General features: G+C 70.9%; 18 protein-coding genes. 11 read left to right on the top strand and 7 right to left on the bottom strand.

Annotated features, from left to right (window positions below):
- Positions 1–29 precede the first annotated feature (29 nt).
- On the top strand, positions 30–1,427 hold the full coding sequence (locus ACWD02_RS22855) for a GntT/GntP/DsdX family permease (protein WP_451213797.1): 1,398 nt from the start codon (positions 30–32) through the stop codon (positions 1,425–1,427).
- A gap of 109 nt (positions 1,428–1,536) precedes the next feature.
- Here ACWD02_RS22855 and ACWD02_RS22850 read toward each other — a convergent pair whose 3' ends face one another.
- From ACWD02_RS22850 to ACWD02_RS22840, 3 genes are all read right to left on the bottom strand, one after another.
- Positions 1,537–3,117, bottom strand: a complete 1,581-nt coding sequence (locus tag ACWD02_RS22850) for an APC family permease (RefSeq protein ID WP_451213794.1) — start codon at positions 3,115–3,117, stop codon at positions 1,537–1,539.
- A gap of 41 nt (positions 3,118–3,158) precedes the next feature.
- Positions 3,159–4,127: a hypothetical protein gene (locus tag ACWD02_RS22845; RefSeq protein WP_451213793.1), complete on the bottom strand. Its 969-nt coding sequence runs from the start codon at positions 4,125–4,127 to the stop codon at positions 3,159–3,161.
- A gap of 211 nt (positions 4,128–4,338) precedes the next feature.
- Positions 4,339–5,994, bottom strand: a complete 1,656-nt coding sequence (locus ACWD02_RS22840) for an FAD-binding dehydrogenase (protein ID WP_451213790.1) — start codon at positions 5,992–5,994, stop codon at positions 4,339–4,341.
- Positions 5,995–6,122: 128 nt separating this feature from the next.
- Here ACWD02_RS22840 and ACWD02_RS22835 point away from each other — a divergent pair, with 128 nt between their 5' ends.
- The 5 genes from ACWD02_RS22835 to ACWD02_RS22815 are packed head-to-tail and all read left to right on the top strand — an operon-like array spanning position 6,123 to position 8,835.
- Entirely contained in the window at positions 6,123–6,749 is a 627-nt protein-coding gene (locus tag ACWD02_RS22835; RefSeq protein ID WP_451213788.1) for a TetR family transcriptional regulator, read from the top strand.
- Positions 6,746–7,519, top strand: coding sequence for a glucose 1-dehydrogenase (locus ACWD02_RS22830; protein WP_451213785.1), 774 nt, complete (start codon positions 6,746–6,748; stop codon positions 7,517–7,519). The genes ACWD02_RS22835 and ACWD02_RS22830 overlap by 4 nt, the downstream gene beginning before the upstream one ends.
- A gap of 37 nt (positions 7,520–7,556) precedes the next feature.
- Complete coding sequence (locus ACWD02_RS22825; RefSeq protein ID WP_451213782.1) at positions 7,557–8,093, top strand: NUDIX hydrolase; 537 nt, start codon at positions 7,557–7,559, stop codon at positions 8,091–8,093.
- A 20-nt stretch (positions 8,094–8,113) separates the two neighbouring features.
- On the top strand, positions 8,114–8,506 hold the full coding sequence (locus tag ACWD02_RS22820; protein ID WP_160504099.1) for a DUF202 domain-containing protein: 393 nt from the start codon (positions 8,114–8,116) through the stop codon (positions 8,504–8,506).
- A complete protein-coding gene (locus ACWD02_RS22815; RefSeq protein WP_451213778.1) occupies positions 8,494–8,835 on the top strand; it encodes a DUF202 domain-containing protein in 342 nt (113 codons plus the stop codon). Before ACWD02_RS22820 ends, ACWD02_RS22815 begins: the two co-directional genes overlap by 13 nt.
- A 58-nt stretch (positions 8,836–8,893) precedes the next feature.
- Here ACWD02_RS22815 and ACWD02_RS22810 read toward each other — a convergent pair whose 3' ends face one another.
- Positions 8,894–9,850: an NADP-dependent oxidoreductase gene (locus tag ACWD02_RS22810; RefSeq protein WP_451213776.1), complete on the bottom strand. Its 957-nt coding sequence runs from the start codon at positions 9,848–9,850 to the stop codon at positions 8,894–8,896.
- A 128-nt stretch (positions 9,851–9,978) separates the two neighbouring features.
- On the opposite strand from ACWD02_RS22810, the gene ACWD02_RS22805 reads away from it, so the two are divergent.
- The 3 genes from ACWD02_RS22805 (at position 9,979) to ACWD02_RS22795 (ending at position 12,746) form a co-directional block, all read left to right on the top strand.
- Complete coding sequence (locus ACWD02_RS22805; RefSeq protein ID WP_363312015.1) at positions 9,979–10,275, top strand: hypothetical protein; 297 nt, start codon at positions 9,979–9,981, stop codon at positions 10,273–10,275.
- Between the two features lie 214 nt (positions 10,276–10,489).
- Positions 10,490–11,524: a phosphotransferase family protein gene (locus ACWD02_RS22800; RefSeq protein WP_451213773.1), complete on the top strand. Its 1,035-nt coding sequence runs from the start codon at positions 10,490–10,492 to the stop codon at positions 11,522–11,524.
- Between the two features lie 7 nt (positions 11,525–11,531).
- A complete protein-coding gene (locus tag ACWD02_RS22795) occupies positions 11,532–12,746 on the top strand; it encodes an acyl-CoA dehydrogenase family protein (RefSeq protein ID WP_451213770.1) in 1,215 nt (404 codons plus the stop codon).
- A 16-nt stretch (positions 12,747–12,762) separates the two neighbouring features.
- On the opposite strand, the gene ACWD02_RS22790 is transcribed toward ACWD02_RS22795, so the two are convergent.
- Genes ACWD02_RS22790 through ACWD02_RS22780 form a run of 3 tightly spaced genes read right to left on the bottom strand, consistent with a single transcriptional unit; the run spans position 12,763 to position 15,846 of the window.
- A complete protein-coding gene (locus tag ACWD02_RS22790; protein WP_451213767.1) occupies positions 12,763–13,356 on the bottom strand; it encodes a TetR/AcrR family transcriptional regulator in 594 nt (197 codons plus the stop codon).
- Between the two features lie 25 nt (positions 13,357–13,381).
- Positions 13,382–15,082 (bottom strand): class I adenylate-forming enzyme family protein, encoded by a 1,701-nt coding sequence (locus ACWD02_RS22785; RefSeq protein WP_451213765.1) that lies wholly within the window; start codon positions 15,080–15,082, stop codon positions 13,382–13,384.
- Entirely contained in the window at positions 15,079–15,846 is a 768-nt protein-coding gene (locus ACWD02_RS22780) for an SDR family NAD(P)-dependent oxidoreductase (protein ID WP_451214572.1), read from the bottom strand. The genes ACWD02_RS22785 and ACWD02_RS22780 overlap by 4 nt, the downstream gene beginning before the upstream one ends.
- A gap of 155 nt (positions 15,847–16,001) precedes the next feature.
- Here ACWD02_RS22780 and ACWD02_RS22775 point away from each other — a divergent pair, with 155 nt between their 5' ends.
- Positions 16,002–17,270: an exo-beta-N-acetylmuramidase NamZ family protein gene (locus ACWD02_RS22775; RefSeq protein ID WP_451213762.1), complete on the top strand. Its 1,269-nt coding sequence runs from the start codon at positions 16,002–16,004 to the stop codon at positions 17,268–17,270.
- Between the two features lie 115 nt (positions 17,271–17,385).
- A complete protein-coding gene (locus tag ACWD02_RS22770; RefSeq protein ID WP_451213759.1) occupies positions 17,386–18,711 on the top strand; it encodes an erythromycin esterase family protein in 1,326 nt (441 codons plus the stop codon).
- The last annotated feature ends 40 nt before the right edge of the window (positions 18,712–18,751 follow it).

The following is an 18,751-nucleotide window of genomic DNA, read 5'->3' as shown; positions in this document are numbered from 1 at the left end:
CCCCTCCCCTGACGTACAAGGAAGACACCGTGACCAGTCTCAGCGTTGAGATGCTGGCAGCGGACGCCGTCGAGCCGATCACCTCCGCTGGCCATGCCCAGCTGGGTATCGCCGTCCTCGCGGGCATCGCCGTCATCGTCCTGCTCATCACGAAGTTCAAGCTGCACGCGTTCCTGGCCCTGACCATCGGTTCGCTCGCCCTGGGCGCCTTCGCGGGCGCCCCGCTCGACAAGGCGATCGCCAGCTTCACCGCAGGTCTCGGCTCGACGGTCGCGGGCGTGGGTGTGCTGATCGCTCTCGGCGCGATCCTCGGCAAGCTGCTCGCCGACTCCGGCGGCGCGGACCAGATCGTCGACACGATCCTGGCCAAGGCGGGCGGGCGCTCCATGCCGTGGGCGATGGTCCTGATCGCCTCGGTGATCGGGCTCCCGCTCTTCTTCGAGGTCGGCATCGTGCTGCTGATCCCGGTCGTCCTGATGGTCGCCAAGCGCGGCAACTACTCGCTGATGCGGATCGGCATCCCGGCCCTGGCCGGCCTGTCCGTGATGCACGGGCTCATCCCGCCGCACCCCGGCCCGCTGGTCGCGATCGACGCGGTGGACGCGAACCTCGGCATCACCCTCGCCCTCGGCGTGCTCGTCGCCATCCCGACGGTGATCATCGCCGGGCCGGTCTTCTCGAAGTACGCGGCGAAGTGGGTGGACGTCCCCGTCCCCGAGAAGATGACGCCGCAGCGTCCTTCGGAGGACCTGGAGAAGCGTCCCGGGTTCGGCGTGACGGTCGCGACCGTGCTGCTGCCCGTCGTGATGATGCTGGCCAAGGCCCTGGTCGACATCATCGTCGACAACCCCGAGCACACGGTTCAGCGCGTCTTCGACGTCGTCGGATCGCCGCTGATCGCACTGCTCGCGGCGGTCATCGTGGGCATGTTCACGCTGGGCCGTGCGGCCGGCTTCACCAAGGGGCAACTCTCGACCACCGTCGAGAAGTCGCTCGCGCCGATCGCCGGTGTGCTGATGATCGTGGGAGCGGGTGGCGGTTTCAAGCAGACCCTCATCGAGTCGGGTGTCGGCAAGATGGTCCTGGAGATCTCCGAGGACTGGTCGATTCCGGCGCTGCTGCTCGCCTGGCTGATCGCCGTCGTGATCCGCCTCGCCACGGGTTCGGCGACCGTCGCCACCATCTCGGCCGCGGGTCTCGTGGCGCCGCTGGCCGCGAACATGTCCGACACGCACACGGCGCTGCTCGTGCTCGCCATCGGAGCGGGTTCGCTCTTCTTCTCGCACGTGAACGACGCGGGGTTCTGGCTGGTGAAGGAGTACTTCGGGATGAGCGTCGGGCAGACGATCAAGACCTGGTCGGTCATGGAGACGATCATCTCCGTGGTCGCGGGCGGGTTCGTGCTGTTGCTGTCGCTCGTGATCTAGCCGGGGTCCGGCTGCGCCGAGATCGTCCTGAAACGCCGGACGGGCTGTCACCAGCCCGTCCGGCGTCTGCGTCTGCCCGCGCCACCAGGTGTCACCTTCGGCCCGGCCCCTACTCGCCCGGCGTCTTCGCCGCCTTCTCCAGCTGGAACGCCTCGTTGCCCAGGCCGATCCGGGCGTGCGCCTCCGGCTTGGTCGAGCGCAGGAACAGGCCGTAGACCACGCCGACGAGAGCGGCGAGCAGGATGATGCCGGGCAGCACCCAGCTGAGCGCCGACCCGGAGTCCGCGCCGACCAGGACGTCGAAGTCCTTGACGGTGTAACCCGCGATGACGAGCAGGCCGACCGCGGCGAGCGCGGAGGCGGTGATGCGCCATGCCTGGGCGCGCGCGGCGCCGCGCCGTACGAAGAAGACGATGACCGCGACGGACGCCGTGGCCATCAGGAGGATGACGCCGAGGGCACCGATGTTGCCGCCCCAGGTGAACAGGTGCAGGACCGGGGCGGTCGGGTCGCCGAAGGCTCCGTCGTCGGTGACCGCGAAGGCCACCACGATCAGCACGGAGATGACCGTCTGGAGCAGGGAGCCGGTACCGGGGGCGCCGGTGGAGGTGTTCGTCTTTCCGAACGCGGCGGGCAGCAGACCCTCACGGCCCATGGCGAAGGCGTATCGCGCGACCACGTTGTGGAAGGAAAGGATCGCCGCGAACATGCCCGTCACGAACAGGACATGGAGTACGTCGGTGAAGGTGCCGCCGAGCCGGGACTCGGTGAGCCCGAAGAGCAGCCCGGCGCTCTGTTCCTGCGCGGCGGAAACGATGCCGGAGGGACCCGCGGCGACCGAGAGCGCCCAGGAACTGATCGCGAAGAAGATCGCGACGAAGCCCACCGCGAAGAACATCACGCGGGCGACGACGACCTGCGGGCGGTCGGTCTCCTCCGCGTACACGGGGGCCTGCTCGAAGCCGGTGAAGGCGGCGATGCAGAAGCAGAGCGAGGTGGCGACGCCCGCCCCCGTGAGGGTGTCGAAGTGGAACGCCTCCAGGGACAGGCCCTCCTTGGCCGGGTCCGCGATGGCAGCGATGTCGAAGATGACGACGAGCGCCACCTCGATGAGCAGCAGCACGCCGAGGACACGCGCGTTCAGGTCGATCTTCAGCCAGGCGAGCACCGCGACGACGGCGACGGTGACGAGTGCCGGTATCCACCAGGCGACCTCGACGTCGAAGTAGGTGTGCAGCAGCCCGGACACCTCGAAGCCGAGGAGGCCGTAGAGCCCCGCCTGCAGCACGCTGTAGGCGACGAGCGCGACCAGCGAGGCACCCGCGCCCGCGGTGCCTCCCAGGCCCCTCGATATGTACGCGTAGAAGGCACCCGCGTTGTGTACGTGCCGGCTCATCTCCGCGTAGCCGAAGCTGAACAGACCGAGGACCACGCCGAGGATGAGGAAGAGCAGCGGCTGTCCCACCACACCCATCACGCCGTATGTGGTGGGCATGACACCGGCGACGACCATGAGCGGCCCGGTCGCCGCGAGCACGGACAGGAGGAGACCCGCCGTGCCGAGGCGGCCGGCCCGCAGCGCCGTCTCCTGACCCTTGTACGTGCTGATCCCGCTGCCGTCGGCGGCGCTCTTGGCGGGTCCGCTCGCGGGTCTCGTGTCGCTCGTGCTGCTCGAACTGCCCGTCGCCATGGCGCGGTTGTCCTTTCGATTCGGCGGGTTGGTGCGGTGGGTCAGGCGGAGCCGAGCGCGGCGCTGCGCGCGGCGGTGAAGGCCTTGTACGGGTCCCGGTCCGGGTACGACCAGGGGGCTCGGGTCGCGTGCCGCCCGATGCGGTGGAAGAGGGCGGCCGCCTCGGCGGCCCGGTCCTCGCAGAACTTGGCGTGGGCGAGGAAGTTGAGGTCGACATGGGCGCGCGGGTGGGCTGTGCTCTCGGGGCTCCTGGGCATCTGCCACTCGAGCCACCAGTCGAAGGCGGCCTTCATGACCTGCCGGGCCCGGCGTCCCGTCCAGTGCTCGGAGGCCACCGGGTTCACGGGCTCGCTGCCCGCAGCGGCGAGCACGCGGTAGCGCTCGGCGTGCGCGATGACCGGCAGGACCGCCAACGGCGAGTCCGCGGGTGCCTGTTCGGCCGCCCAGGCGGCGAAGTCGTACACCTCGTGCAGTGGGTCCTGGCCCGCGGCGGGGCGCCGCTCGGCGAGCCTCGCCACCATCAGATGGTGGGCGTGATGGTGCTCGGGGTGCCGGTGGCGGACCTCGTCGAAGAGCCGTACGACGTCCTCCTCGCGGCCGAGTGAACGCTCCAGGGTGAGCAGCGCGAGCCACGGTGTGGGGTCGGCCGGCAGCAGCGCGGCCACTTCACGGCAGGCGTCCCGGGCCTTCTCGGAGCGCCCCTTGCCGCGCAGCGCGAGGTGTACGGACGCATAGGCGAGCAGCACGAGGACATCGGTGCTCTCCGGCTCGGCGAGCCGCCAGTCACGGGCCCAGGCGGTGGTGGTGTGCTCCTGCGCGAGTACGTCGAACCGGTGCCCCCTGCGGTCCCAGTCGTCACCGGTGGCGGCGAGCAGCGCGCGGACCTCGGTCCAGCGTCCCTGGGCCAAGGCGGTGCGGGCGTCGGCGAGTTCGGTGTCGTCGAGTGCGGGGTCGAAGGCGTAGGCCGCTCGCTTGCGGGAACGGCCCAAGGGGGGTGGGGGTGGTGACACCGCGGGACTTCCTCCCCGGCGCGGCTCGCGTACGGATGATCACGCACAGCAAAGCGGTAGGCAGCCCTCCAGTCAAGGTCTGCCTTACCCGGGCCCCTTCACCAACTCGTTTCTAAATCCTCAGACTTCACCCCCGACCTGCGCAGTTGACCGACAGGACACGATTCGGACAAGCGGCGACGATCACGCCACGGCGCGACGAACGCCCCCGTCAGCTCACCGACTTGGCCGCCGCCCGGCCCGCCGTGCGCCCCGAGAAGAGGCAGCCACCCAGGAAGGTTCCTTCGAGCGAGCGGTAGCCGTGCACTCCCCCGCCGCCGAACCCGGCCGCCTCTCCCGCCGCGTACACACCGGGCAGCGGTTCGCCGCCCTGGGCCAGGACGCGCGACGACAGGTCGGTCTCCAGGCCGCCGAGGGTCTTGCGGGTGAGGATGTTGAGCCGCACCGCGACGAGCGGGCCCGCCTTGGGGTCGAGGATGCGGTGCGGGGCCGCGGCCCTGATGAGGCGGTCGCCGAGGAACTTGCGGGCGCCGTGGATCGCGGTGACCTGGAGGTCCTTGGTGAAGGGGTTGGCGATCTCGCGGTCGCGCGCGGTGATGGTGCGGCGCAGCGCGGCCTCGTCGATGAGGGGCTCCTTGGTGAGCGCGTTCATGCCGCGCACCAGGGAGGAGAGGTCCTTCTCCACGACGAAGTCGGCGCCGTTGTCCATGAACGCCTTCACCGGGGCGGCGACATCCGCGCGCGCCCGGTCGATGACGCCGCGCACGGACTTGCCGGTGAGGTCAGGGTTCTGCTCCGAGCCGCTGAGCGTGAACTCCTTGCCGATGATGCGCTGGTTGAGCACGAACCACGTGTACTCGTAGCCCGACTTCATGATGTGTTCGAGCGTGCCGAGGGTGTCGAAGCCGGGGAAGAGCGGCACGGGCAGCCGGTCGCCGCGCGCGTCGAGCCAGAGTGAGGAGGGGCCCGGCAGGATGCGGATGCCGTGGTTGTCCCAGATGGGGTTCCAGTTCTGGATGCCCTCGGTGTAGTGCCACATGCGGTCGCGGTTGATGAGCCGCGCGCCCGCTCCCTCCGTGATGCCGAGCATCCGCCCGTCGACGTGCGCGGGCACGCCGGAGACCGTCCGCTCCGGCGGAGTGCCCAGGCGTTCGGGCCAGTTGGCGCGCACGAGGTCGTGGTTGCCGCCGATGCCGCCGGAGGTGACGATCACCGCCTGGGCCCTGAACTCGAAGGAGCCGGTGACCTCACGGCTGCTGGCCGTGCCGCGCTCGGCGTCGGAGGGCTCGAGGATCTCGCCGGTGACGGTGTCGACGCTGCCCGCGCTGCGGGACAGGCCCGAGACGCGGTGGCGGAACTTGAGCTGCACGAGGCCGCGGGCGACGCCTTCGCGCACCCGGCGCTCGAAGGGGGCGACGAGGCCGGGACCCGTGCCCCAGGTGATGTGGAAGCGCGGCACCGAGTTGCCGTGCCCCTGCGCGTCGTAGCCGCCGCGCTCCGCCCAGCCCACCACGGGGAAGAACCGCACACCCTGTCCGTACAGCCAGGGCCGCTTCTCGCCCGCGGCGAAGTCGACGTACGCCTCGGCCCATTGACGGGGCCAGTGGTCCTCGGGGCGGTCGAAGGCGGCCGTGCCCATCCAGTCCTGGAGGGCCAGGGCGCGGGAGTCCTTGATGCGGAGCCTGCGCTGCTCCGGGGAGTCGACGAAGAAGAGCCCGCCGAAGGACCAGTGCGCCTGGCCGCCGAGCGACTGCTCGGGCTCCTGGTCGACGAGGATGACCCGGCGGCCCGCGTCGACGAGTTCCGCGGTGGCGGCGAGGCCGGCGAGGCCCGCGCCGATCACGATGACGTCTGCGTCGTAGGCCATCCGGGGGTTCCTCCTAAGCAGGGGCTTACTGGTGAGTCAGATCCTGAGTAACCGCGGGAGCGGCGTCAACCGTCTGGCCCCTGGAACAGCTCCTGGCTTTTAATAATGGCCAGCATTACGATGACCGCATGGCCAGGACCTCAGGACCCGAGACCCGGGAGAAGCTGATCCGCGCGGGCGAGGACGTCTTCGCCGCGCAAGGCGTGCACGGCGCGCAGCTGCGGGACATCGTGCGACTCGCGGGACAGAGCAACCCTTCCGCCGTCCAGTACCACTTCGGCAGCCGCGCGGGCCTCCTGGACGCCGTCATGGCCGAGCGCCAGACGCGTACGGAGAAGATGCTCGCCGCCGAGCTGGAGCAGGCGGCGGACGGCCTTGGCGGGCTGCTCACGGCCCTGGTGCACGCGGAGGCCACCGAGCTGCGCTCCGAACGGGGCCGCCGCTGCCTGCGCATCTCGGCCCAGCTCAGCCACGAGAGCGGCGTCCGCAGCCGCACCCCGCACCCGACCCTCGACGGCACCGTCTACTGGGAGCTGATCGGCCGCGTCGAGAACTGCCTCACCGACCTCCCCGAGCCGCTGCGGCTCGAACGCCTCGACCTGGCCCTCACCCTGATCGGCGCAGCCATGGCCGACCGCGCGGGCCAGTACCTGGCGGGCACCACCCCCCTGACCGACGAACCGCTCTTCCTCGCGGACCTCGTCGAGACCACCACGGCCCTGCTTCGGGCCCCTGTCCCGCGGAGAGAACCATGAGCGCAGCGCACGACCTCACCGGCAAGACCGTCGTCATCACCGGAGCGGCCCGCGGCCTCGGTGCCGAGGCCGCACGCCAGGCGGTCGCCGCCGGTGCGAACGTCGTCCTGACCGACGTGCTCGACAAGGAGGGCGAGGTCACCGCCGCCGAGCTCGGCGAGCGCGCCCGCTTCGCGCACCACGACGTGACCTCGGAGGAGGACTGGCAGCGCGTCGTGGCCCTCGCGGTCGGCGAGTTCGGCGGGGTCCACGGGCTGGTCAACAACGCCGGCATCTCCACGGGCCAGTTCCTGGAGTCGGAGTCGGTCGAGCACTTCCGCAAGGTCCTCGACATCAACCTCACCGGTGTCTTCATCGGCATGAAGAGCGTCGTCCCGGCCATGAAGGAGGCGGGCGGCGGCTCCATCGTCAACATCTCGTCGGCGGCCGGGCTCATGGGCCTGGCCCTCACCGCCGGTTACGGCGCGTCCAAGTGGGGCGTCCGCGGCCTCACCAAGATCGGCGCCGTGGAGCTCGGCACCGCCCGCATCCGCGTCAACTCCGTCCACCCGGGCATGACGTACACCCCGATGACCGCGCAGGTGGGCATCGAGAAGGGCGAGGGCAAGTACCCCAACACCCCGATGGGCCGGGTCGGCGAGCCGCACGAGATCGCGGGCGCCATGGTCTTCCTGCTCTCCGACGCCGCCTCGTACGTGACCGGCGCCGAGCTCGCCGTCGACGGCGGCTGGACCGCGGGCCCGACCGTCAAGTACGTCATGGGGCAGTGAGGGCGGCCGATCGGCGTGGTGGGGTTGGATGGCCGTCATGACGACGAACAGCCGGACCGTGCCCGATCCCAGCGAAGAGATCCTGTCCATCGTCGACGAGAACGACGAGGTCGTCGGCGAGGCCCCGCGCGGTGAGGTGTACGCGCGCGGCCTGCGTCACCGTTGCGTGTTCGTCCAGGCACGGGACGCCGAGGGGCGCGTGTTCGTCCACCGGCGCACACCGGTCAAACTGGTCTTCCCCTCGATGTACGACATGTTCGTCGGCGGTGTCGTCGGGGCCGGCGAGTCCTACGACGACGCGGCCCTGCGCGAGGCGCAGGAGGAGCTCGGCGTGCACGGACTGCCGCAACCCACACCGCTGTTCAAGTTCCTCTACGAGGACGGCGCGGGGCACAGCTGGTGGTCGTACCTCTACGAGGTGCGCTGCGACCTGCCGGTGGACCCGCAGGCCGAGGAGGTCGCCTGGCACGCCTTCCTCACCGAGGAGGAGCTCACGGAGCGGCTCGGCGAGTGGGCATGGGTCCCGGACGGGCTCGCGGCGTACGAGCGACTGCGGGAGTTCCGTGCGGGTTAGCGCCGGTTAGGGTGCGGCGAGTGAGCAACTTCGTACAGACCCTGCGCCTGTGGTTCGCGCCCGAGCGGATCCGCGACGAGGGTGACACCCCCGACTACCGCTTCTCGCTCGCCAACGAGCGCACCTTCCTCGCCTGGCTGCGCACCGCGCTCGCCCTCATCGGCGGCGGCTTCGCGGTGGACCAGTTCCTGCCGGACCTGCGCTGGGGGTGGCGCATCGGGCTCGCGCTCGCCCTGCTCGCCGCGGGCGTGCTCAGCTCGCTGCGCGCGGTCAATCACTGGGTGCGCTGCGAGCGGGCGATGCGGCGCGGCGACGATCTGCCCGTCTCGCGCTTCCCGACCGTCCTGAGCCTGGCCGTCGCGGTCGTGGCACTCGCCATGGTCGTCGTCGTGCTCTTCGGGTGGGAGGGGTGACCGAGCAGGGCGAGACGGCTGTTCCCGAGCGCGATCCGGGGCTGCAGCCGGAGCGCACACGGCTCGCGTGGCGGCGTACGACCCTGTCCTGCACGGTCGTGTCGGTTCTCGCTGCGCGCGCCGCCCTCCAGGAGGGCGCCACCGCGGTGGCCGTCGTCGCCTGCGCCCTCTGCCTGCTCGTGTGGCTCGGTTTCCTGGTCGTGGCGCACCGCAGGATGACCGAGCTCGCCGCGAGCAGCAGGCCGCTCCGGCTTCCGGCGCGGGCCGCGGCGACGGCCGCGCTGTGCGCGATGGCGCTGGCGGTGTGCGCGACGGCCATGGTGTTCTGAGCGGCCCGTCGCACCAAGGCGCCGCCGCCGTCAGTGCGCCGCCGTCAGTGCGCCGCCGTCAGTGATCTGCGGGCCCTTCCTCGGTCGCCCAGTCCACGGTGACGACGATCTTGCCCCGGGTGCGGCCCTCCGCGTTCAGGCGGTACGCGTCGGCCGCCCGCTCCAGCGGGAACGTCTCGGAGACGTGGACCGTGACGACGTCCTGCTCCACCAGCTGCGTGAGGCGCCGGAGGTCGTCCGCGTCCGGACGCACGAAGCAGTAGTGGCCGCCGAGGCCGATCACCGCGCCGTCCGCGATCGACGCGAGGCGGCCGTCCGGCGCGAGGAGTTCGGCGGACACCTTGAGGGTGTCGCCGCCGACGGTGTCGAAGGCCGCGTCCACCCCGTCCGGGGCGAGGGCCCGCACGCGTTCGGCCAGACCGTCGCCGTAGCTGACCGGTTCCGCGCCGAGTTCCCGCAGGAAGTCGTGGTTGCGCTCGCTCGCGGTGCCGATGACGCGGGCGCCCGCGTGCCGGGCCAGCTGGACGGCGACCGAGCCGACGCCACCGGCCGCCGCGTGCACGAGGACGACCTCGCCCTCCGTCACCGCGAGCGTCCTGACGACCACCTGATAGGCGGTGAGCCCGGTGAGCGGCAGGCCGGCGGCCTCCTCGAAGGTGAGGTTGCGCGGCTTGCGGGCCAAAGTGCGCACGGGAGCCGCCACGTACTCGGCGAAGGTGCCGCGGGAGAGGAAGTCCTCGCGTACGTAGCCGATGACCTCGTCCCCCACCACGTACTCCGGGGCGGCGGCGCCCGGCTGCACCACGACGCCCGCGACGTCCCAGCCCGGGATCACCGGGAAGACGGGGTCGAGGATGCCGTCGAGGTGCCCGCCCATGCACTTCCAGTCGACGGGGTTCACCGACGCGGCACGGACTTTCACCAGGACGGAGTCGGGGCCGACCTTGGGGTCGCGCACATCGCCGTACTCGAGGACTTCGGGGCCGCCGTACCGGCGGTAGCTGATCGCCTTCATGGGGTCGGCTTCATGGGAGCGCCTTCATGGGGTGACGGAAACATCAACGAACCTTCCATATCCCCACCAAAGGGGCATTGAGTACTAGCCTGAGAGAGTCACCCCCTCCCACGGAAGGTGTAGTCGCCATGACCACGCTCCACCACGAACACCCCGTCCACGAGCATGTCCACGGCCCGGCCTGCGGCCACCCCGAGGTGCCGCACGGCGACCACGTCGACTACGCGCACGACGGCCACATGCACCGCCTGCACTCCGGCCACTGGGACGAGTGCGAGCCGGACGAGCACTCCGTGCACGAGGGGCACGACCACCGGCACGGCGAGGGCTGCGGGCACAGCTCGGTGCTGCACGGCGACCACGTGGACTACGTGCACGACGGCCACCGGCACGCGGCGCACGACGGTCACTGGGACGACCACTGAGGCCCACCAGGGCCGAGCAGCTCGACCGACTTCCCCCGCGCGGGCGCCAACTGGCAGTCTGTGGCGGGGGATCGGCATGTACGGGGGCATCGGCACTTCCGCGATCCCGATCACGTTCGCGCTGCGCTCTGGACTACATACCGACTGGTCGGCATCATGAACGTCAGCGCGACGCAGCGCGCACCCGACGACGACCGTCCGACCAGGAGCGAAGATGAGCTCAGACCATCCGCCAGGCCTCGACCTCGACAAGTTGCGCGGCCATCTGGACCGCGAGCGGCCGGACCTCGTGGGCGGCCCGCTCACCGCCCGGCTGATCGAGGGCGGCCGGTCGAACCTGACGTACGCCGTGACGGACGGCACCACGCGCTGGGTCGTACGGCGGCCACCGCTCGGGCACGTCCTCGCGACCGCGCACGACATGAAGCGCGAGCACCGCGTGATCAGCGCCCTGCACCGAGGGACCGAGGTTCCGGTGCCGGCGCCGGTGCTGCTCTGCGAGGACGTCGACGTACTCGGGGCGCCCTTCTACGTCATGGACTTCGTGGACGGCACCCCGTACCGCACCGCCGAGGAGCTCGCGCCGCTGGGCGCCGAGCGCACCCGCGCGGCGGTCCTCGGGCTCGTCGACACCCTCGTCGACCTGCACTCCGTGGCCCCGGAAGCGATCGGTCTCGGTGACTTCGGGCGGCCCGAGGGCTTCCTCGACCGGCAGCTGCGCCGCTGGGGCAAGCAGCTCGACGCCTCGCGCAACCGCGACCTGGCGGGGATCGATGAGCTGCACGCCGCCCTGGGGCGGCAGCTGCCCGTCTCCCCCGCGCCCACCGTGGTGCACGGTGACTACCGCCTCGACAACGTCCTGATCGGCGAGGACGACCGGATCAAGGCGATCCTCGACTGGGAGATGTCCACCCTCGGCGATCCGCTCACCGACCTGGGCCTCCTGGTCATGTACAGCACCCGGCTCGAACTGCCGGACTCCCCCATCAGCACCACGGCGGGCGCGCCGGGACACCCGGACGCCGCCGAGCTGATCGAGCGGTACGCCGCGCGCTCGGGGCGCGACGTCTCCGCGGTCGCCTGGTACACGGCGTTCGCGTGGTTCAAGCTCGCCGTGATCCTGGAGGGCATCCACTACCGGTACACGCTCGGCCAGACGGTCGGCGCGGGCTTCGACCGCATCGGGGAGCTGGTCCCCGTCTTCATCGAGCACGGCCTCACCACCCTCCAAGGACGACAGGAAGGCTGAGACAGCCATGGACTTCGCATTCGACGCCCGTACCGTGGAGCTGCGCGACAAGCTCTTGACCTTCATGGACGAGCACGTGTACCCGGCGGAGAAGGTCGCCGAGGAGCAGCGCGCCCAGCTCGCCTCTCCCTGGGACACCCCGGCGATCGTCGGTGAGCTGAAGGCCGAGGCCCGCAAGCAGGGCCTGTGGAACCTCTTCCTGCCGGACGCCGAGCACGGCGCCGGGCTCACCAACCTGCAGTACGCCCCCCTCGCCGAGATCACCGGGCGCTCCCCGCACCTGGCGCCCACCGCGCTGAACTGCGCGGCCCCGGACACCGGCAACATGGAGGTGCTCGCCCAGTTCGGCAACGACGAGCAGAAGAAGCAGTGGCTCGAGCCGCTGCTCGCCGGTGAGATCCGCTCTGCGTTCGCGATGACCGAGCCCGAGGTGGCCTCGTCCGACGCCACGAACATCACCACGCTCATCGAGCGCGACGGCGACGAATACGTCATCACCGGGCGCAAGTGGTACATCTCCGGGGCGATGAACCCGGACTGCCAGATCTTCATCCTGATGGGCAAGACCGACCCCGAGAACTCCGACCCGCGCCGCCAGCAGTCGATGGTGCTCGTGCCGCGTGACACCCCGGGTGTCGAGGTACGGCGCGCCATGCAGGTGTACGGCTACGAGGACCACTCCCACGGCGGGCACGCCGAGGTCGTCTTCGACGGGGCGCGGGTCCCCGTGAGCAACCTGATCGGCGAGGAGGGCGGCGGCTTCGCCATCGCGCAGGCGCGCCTGGGCCCCGGCCGCATCCACCACTGCATGCGCCTGATCGGCATGGCCGAGCGGGCCATCGAGCTGATGTGCCGGCGGGCCGTGGCGCGCACGGCGTTCGGCAAGCCGCTGGCCCAGCAGGGCGTCGTCCAGGAGTGGATCGCGGACGCCCGGGTCGCGGTGGAGCAGCTGCGGCTGCTCGTCCTGAAGACCGCGTGGCTGATGGACACCGTGGGGAACAAGGGCGCGCACACGGAGATCCAGTCCATCAAGATCGCCACGCCGCGCACGGTCGTCGACATCCTCGACCAGGCCGTCCAGCTGCACGGCGCGGGCGGCGTGAGCCAGGACTTCCCGCTCGCCGAGCTGTGGGCCTCGGCGCGGACGCTGCGCCTGGCCGACGGGCCCGATGAGGTGCACCAGCGGTCGCTCGCCCGGCGGGAGTTGAAGAAGTACCTGTAGCCGGGCGGAGGTACCGCTACGGCCGCAGCGCCCTCAGCAGCAGGTCCGCCAGGTGGTCGGCGACCTGCTGCGGGGTGAGCGGGCCGTTCGGGCGGTACCAGGTGGACAGGTGGTGGACCGAACCGAAGTGGTAGTCCACCACCAGGTCCGCGGGGGTCGCCCTGGAGAAGACGCCGGCCTCCTGGCCCTCCTCGATCAGCGCGCGGAACCGCTCGTGGTAGCGGCGGCGCTCGGAGCGCACCTGCTTGTTCTTCTCCGGGCTCAGGTGGTGCATGGAGCGGAAGAAGATCGAGGCGTCGTCGAGGTTGTCGATCGTCGTGACGACCACGTCCGCCGCCGCGTCCCGCACCCGCTGCTCGATGGGGGCGTCGGCGTCCGCGTAGGCGTCCAGACGCTCCTGCTGGACGCGCAGCACCCGTGCGTACACCTCGTGCAGGAGGTCGTCCTTCGAGCCGAAGTAGTGGTAGAGCGCGCCCTTGGTGACGCCTGCCGACTCCACGATCTCCTGCACCGATGTGCGGTCGTAGCCGCGGTCGGCGAAGAGCCGCGTGGCGGCGGCGAGCAGCCGCTGAGGGACGGGCGTGCCGTCACCGTCCGTCGTCCTGGCCACTGCCGCCACCTGCCTTTCGAGGTATTCAGCTCTCGTGCCGAGAGCCCGTGTCGTTGCGGGAACGCAGTTCCCGCCGGAGGATCTTCCCACTTGTGGTCTTCGGCAGTTCCGGCAGGATCTCGACCGCGCGGGGGTACTTGTACGCCGCGAGCCGTTCCTTGCAGTACGCCGCCAGTTCGTCCGGCGCGACGTCGGCCTGCGGGCGCAGGCTGACGAACGCCTTGACCGTCTCGCCGCGGTAGCTGTCGGGGACGCCGATGACCGCCGCCTCACGGACGGCTGCGTGACTGTAGAGGACGTCCTCCACCTCACGCGGCCATACCTTGAAACCGGACGCGTTGATCATGTCCTTCTTGCGGTCGACCACGTAGAGCCAGCCCTGCTCGTCCATGAAGCCGATGTCGCCGGTGCGCAGCTCGCCGTCGGGGAACGCCTCGTCCGTGGCGTCGGGGCGCTTCCAGTAGCCGGGCACGACCTGCGGGCCGCGCACGGTGATCTCGCCCTGTTCCCCGAAGGGGACGTCCGCGCCGTGGTCGTCGACGATCCTGACGACCGTCTCGGGGCCGGGGACGCCGACGGCGAGGGTGCCGGACACCGGGTCGACCGGCGCCTCCTGGCCCGGCGGCACGGAGGCGCAGGGCGCGGTGCACTCGGTGAGGCCGTAGCCGTTGTGGATGTAGGGGCCGAAGCCCGCGCGGAACTTCTCCACCAGGGCGGGCGGCAGCGGTGCGCCGCCCGAGGAGATCATCGCGAAGGAGTCGAAGTGCTCCCGCGTGACGGAGGGGTGGGCGGCGAGCGCCATGAAGGCGGTGGAGGGTCCCACGGTGTACGCGGGCCGGTGCTCGGCGAAGGCGTCCAGGACGACTCCGGCCTCGAAGCGGTACGCGAGCGCGAGGGTGCCCGCGTTGGTCAGACAGGCGGCGACCTGCGCGACCATGCCGGTGATGTGGAAGAGCGGCGCCATCGCGAAGTAGCAGGCGCCCTCGGGGATGCCGGAGCCGGTGCGCTGCCGCTCGGCGTTGTAGGTGATGTTGCCGTGGGTGTTCATGGCGCCCTTGGGCTGACCGCTCGTGCCCGAGGTGTAGCTGATCAGCGCGATGTCGGCGGGGCCGAGCCGCCGGTCGCCGGGGGCCGGGAGTCCCTGGCCGGCCACGGCCACCAGGTCATCGGCGTCGGCGGCCTGCGGGAGCCGCTCGAAGTCCAGGACGCGTGTGTCGTCGCGGGTCTGCAGGTCGAGCTGGCACGCGGTGAGCACGATGCGTACGGGAGAGGCGGCGGCCGTCTCGCGCAGATACGTCTCCCACGCGCGGTCCGAGCAGATCAGCGCGGTCACGTCGGCGTCCGCGAGGACGTGCCCGACCTCCGCCGACTTGTACATGGGGTTCACCGGCACGACCGTGGCGCCCGCCTTCCACGCGCCGAGCAGCGCGATCACGAAGTGCGGGGTGTTCTGCAGCAGGATCGCGACGCGGTCGCCCCGGGCGAGGCCGCGCGCGGCCAGGTGCCCGGCGACGGAATCGGTGAGGGCGTCCACCTCGCGGTAGCTCAGGCGCCCGTCGAAGTAGGCGAGGGCGGTGTGCTCCGGGGCCCTCAGCACCGCGGCGCGGAAGGCGTGCACGACGGACGCGGCGGGTTCGACCGGGCCGCGCTGGGCCTCGGTGAGGACGCCGAGCCAGGGCTTGGCGGCGTATATGGAGGCACCGGTGGCCGTGGAGGAGTCGCTCACCGTTCCGTCGCCTCCCACTTCTGCTGGATGTGGTTCATGCCGCTGAGCCATTTGTCCGGTTCGGCGGCGCGGATGCGGTAGTACTCGGCGACCTCGGGGTGCGGCAGGATCAGGAAGCGGTTCTCCTCCATCCCCGCGAAGAGCGCCTCCGCGACGTCCTCCGGCTCGATCGCGGTGGGCGTGAGCACGATGTCGCCCGCGGTGCCGGTGGCGGCGAGCATGTCGGTGCGCACGCCCTGGGGGCAGATCGCGTGGACGTCGATCCCGCGGTGGCGGTAGGTCAGCGAGAGCCACTCGGCGAAGGCGTACGCGCCGTGCTTGGTGACGCTGTAGGGCGCGGCGCCGATCATGGTGAGCAGTCCCGCCGCCGAGACGGTGGAGACGAAGCGGCCGCTGCCGCGCTCCAGCCACTCGGGGAGCAGCGCGTGGGCCGCGCGCACGTGGGCCATGACGTTGACGTCCCAGGCGGTGGCCCAGACCTCCTCGGGGGCGGCCTCCGAGCCGCCGGAGCCGAGGCCCGCGTTGGCGCAGTACACGTCGACGGTGCCGCTGAGCGCCTCTCTGGCCTCCGGCACGATCGTGGATGCGTCGCCCGGGACGGAGACGGCGCCGATCTCGTCGGCCACCGCCTTGGCCTTGGCGGCGTCCAGGTCGTTGACCACGACGCGCGCCCCGGCGGCGGCGAACCGGCGGGCCAGCGCGGCCCCGATCCCGCCTCCGGCACCGGTGACGACAACTCCCTTGTCCTGCAGGGTCTCCACGATCAGTCTCCTTCGACTGCGGCTCCGCTGTGATCGCAGACTAACCAGTCGGTATGTTCGGATGGAAGAGGGTCGGGCAGCCAGGTTCGTTCCCCGTCCGCGGTCCGCGCGCTAGCGTGCGTGGCCATGACAGCCACCGCGCACACGGAGGTCCCTGCATGAACCTGTCCCGCCGCAGCTTCTCCAGACGGGGCCTGCTGGCCGCCACCACCGCCACGGCCCTCACATCGGCGGCCCCGGCGGCCGCCGCGGGAGGCAGGGCCGGATCGGGCGGCGGCCGAAGGCTGCGCACCGGCTTCGACCGCCTGGCCGCCGACGGCTACGCGCTCCTGGACGGCGAGCGGGTCGGCGTCGTCACCAACCCGACCGGCGTGACCAGGGACGTCCGCCACATCGTCGACGTCATGCACGCCGACGAGCGCGTGAACCTCGTCGCGGTCTTCGGCCCCGAGCACGGTTTCCGGGGGACGGCCCAGGCGGGCGGTTCCGAGGGCCGGTACGACGACCCGGCCACCGGGCTTCCGGTCTACGACACGTACCAGAAGAGCGGCAAGGCCCTCGCCGACATCTTCACCGCGTCCGGCGTCGACACGATCGTCTTCGACATCCAGGACGTGGGCGCGCGCTTCTACACGTACATCTGGACGCTCTTCGACTGCATGGAGTCGGCCGAGCTCGCGGGCAAGCGGTTCGTCGTCCTGGACCGGCCCAACCCCGTGACGGGACGGGGTGCCTACGGGCCCGTGCTGCACAAGGAGTTCGCGACGTTCGTCGGGCGGCAGCCGATAGCGCAGGCGCACGGGATGACGGTGACGGAGCTCGCGCTGCTGTTCAACGGCGAGTTCCTGGAGCGCCCGGCCGAGCTGGAGACCGTACGGATGACCGGGTGGAAGCGCTCGGACTTCTACGACGCGTCCGAGCTCCCGTGGGTGCCGCCGAGCCCGAACATGCCCACGCCCGAGACCGCCCTGGTCTACAGCGGCACCTGCCTCTTCGAGGGCACCAACCTCTCCGAGGGGCGCGGCACGACCCGCCCCTTCGAGCTGCTCGGCGCGGACGGCATCGACCGGAAGTGGGCGGCCGCCGCGAACGACGCCGGGCTGCGCGGCGTGCACTTCAGGGAAGCCTATTTCGCGCCGACGTTCTCCAAGTTCCAGGGCAAGACGGTCGGCGGCGTGCAGCTCCACGTGCACGACCGGGAGTCGTTCGACCCGGTGCGCACCGGTATCGCGCTCCTGGTGACCGCCAAGAAGACCTGGAGCGGCTTCGCCTGGCGCCCCGACAACTGGATCGACAAGCTGACGGGCACCACGCGGGTCCGCACCATGATCGACGCGGGCGCCGACACGGACGAGGTGGTGGCCGGCTGGCACGACGACCTCGCGCGGTTCCGTGCCGTGCGCAAGCGGTACCTGCGCTACCCCTAGGTCTCCGGTGGGGAAGGCCCCACCGGTGAGAGGGGTGCCTGCCGGTTGGCAGGCACCCCCGCCGGGCCGGAATCCTGATCTTCAGCTCCGTACACCCGAGTTGAGGAGATCCGGCATGGCACGGACAGTACGACGCACCGTCCCCCTGGCGGTGGCCGGCACACTCGGCCTGGGGGTGCTCGTCGCCCCACAAGCCGGAGCGGCGCCGGCGTCCACCGATCCGGTCCCGGCGATCGAACGCGCGGCCCACCCCTTGCGCTCGACCGACCCGGGCGGTTCCACGAAGGACCTGCGGCCGATGGGCCGGATGGTGGGTGACGCTTCGGTGGTGGGCCTGGGTGAGGCCACACACGGTTCGCACGAATTCTTCACGATGAAGGACCGGGTTTTCCGCTACCTCGTGGAGGAGAAGGGGTTCACCACCTTCTCGCAGGAGGTCAGCTGGACCACGGGGCTGCGTTTCGACGCGTACGTCCGTGGGGGCCAGGGAGACGTGCGCGCGCTGGTCCACAAGGAGCTGGTGAAGACGCCCTGGGACACCGAGGAGTACGTCGAGCTCCTGACGTGGATGCGCACGTACAACGACAAGCATCCGCACCGCCAGGTGCGCTTCATGGGCAACGACCTCAACTATCCGGAGACCGGCACCGAGTTGTTCGACGGGGTGGAGGACTACGTCCGCGCCCACGAGCCCGCCCTGCTGCCCAGGATCACCGAGCTGTACGCGCCGATCCGCCGCCTCGCGGACGGGGACACGTACATGGGCAGGCCCCTCAAGGAGCGCGAAGAGCTGGCCGGCAAGGCACGGGATGCGCATGACCTGCTGAAGAAGCTGCGCCCCGCCGCCAAGGACCGCGCGTTCACGCTGGCCCTGCACCATGCCCGGTCCGTCTCGCAGACCGCCACGATCTACGCGTTCCCCCTGGACACTCCCGAGGGGATCAAGGACGGCATGCTCTACCGCGACCGCCTCATGGCGCAGAACACGGCGTGGTGGCAGCGGCAGACCGGCGACAAGGTGCTCCTGTCGGCGCACAACGCCCATGTGGGATACGAGAGTTACGACCCCCGCTACCCGAAGATGCAGGGCGCCTTCCTGCGGGACCGGCTCGGCAAGCGCTACGTCAGCATCGGGTTCACCTTCGACCGGGGCTCGCTCATGGCGCAGAGCGCCGAGTCCGAGGTGTGGAAGCCACGCTCCGTGGGCGCGGCCACGCGCGGGATGAACGAGCACACGCTGGACAAGGTGCGGCACGACGACTACTTCCTCGACCTGCGGACCGCCCCCGCGACCGCCCGGAAGTGGCTGGGCAAGAGCCGTCTCACCAAGAGCATCGGCACGGCGTACCCGGACGGCCCGCACAAGATCCGGCTCGCGTCCTCGCACGACATCCTCATCCATCTGCACCGCGTCACCGCAGCTCACCGCCAGCCCCGGTGAAGCGGTCTCAATGACCGAGACAAGCCGTCCCGGGTATTGA

It is taken from the genome of Streptomyces sp. NPDC002853 (genome assembly GCF_053591915.1).
This window is presented reverse-complemented; position numbering and strand designations above follow the sequence as displayed.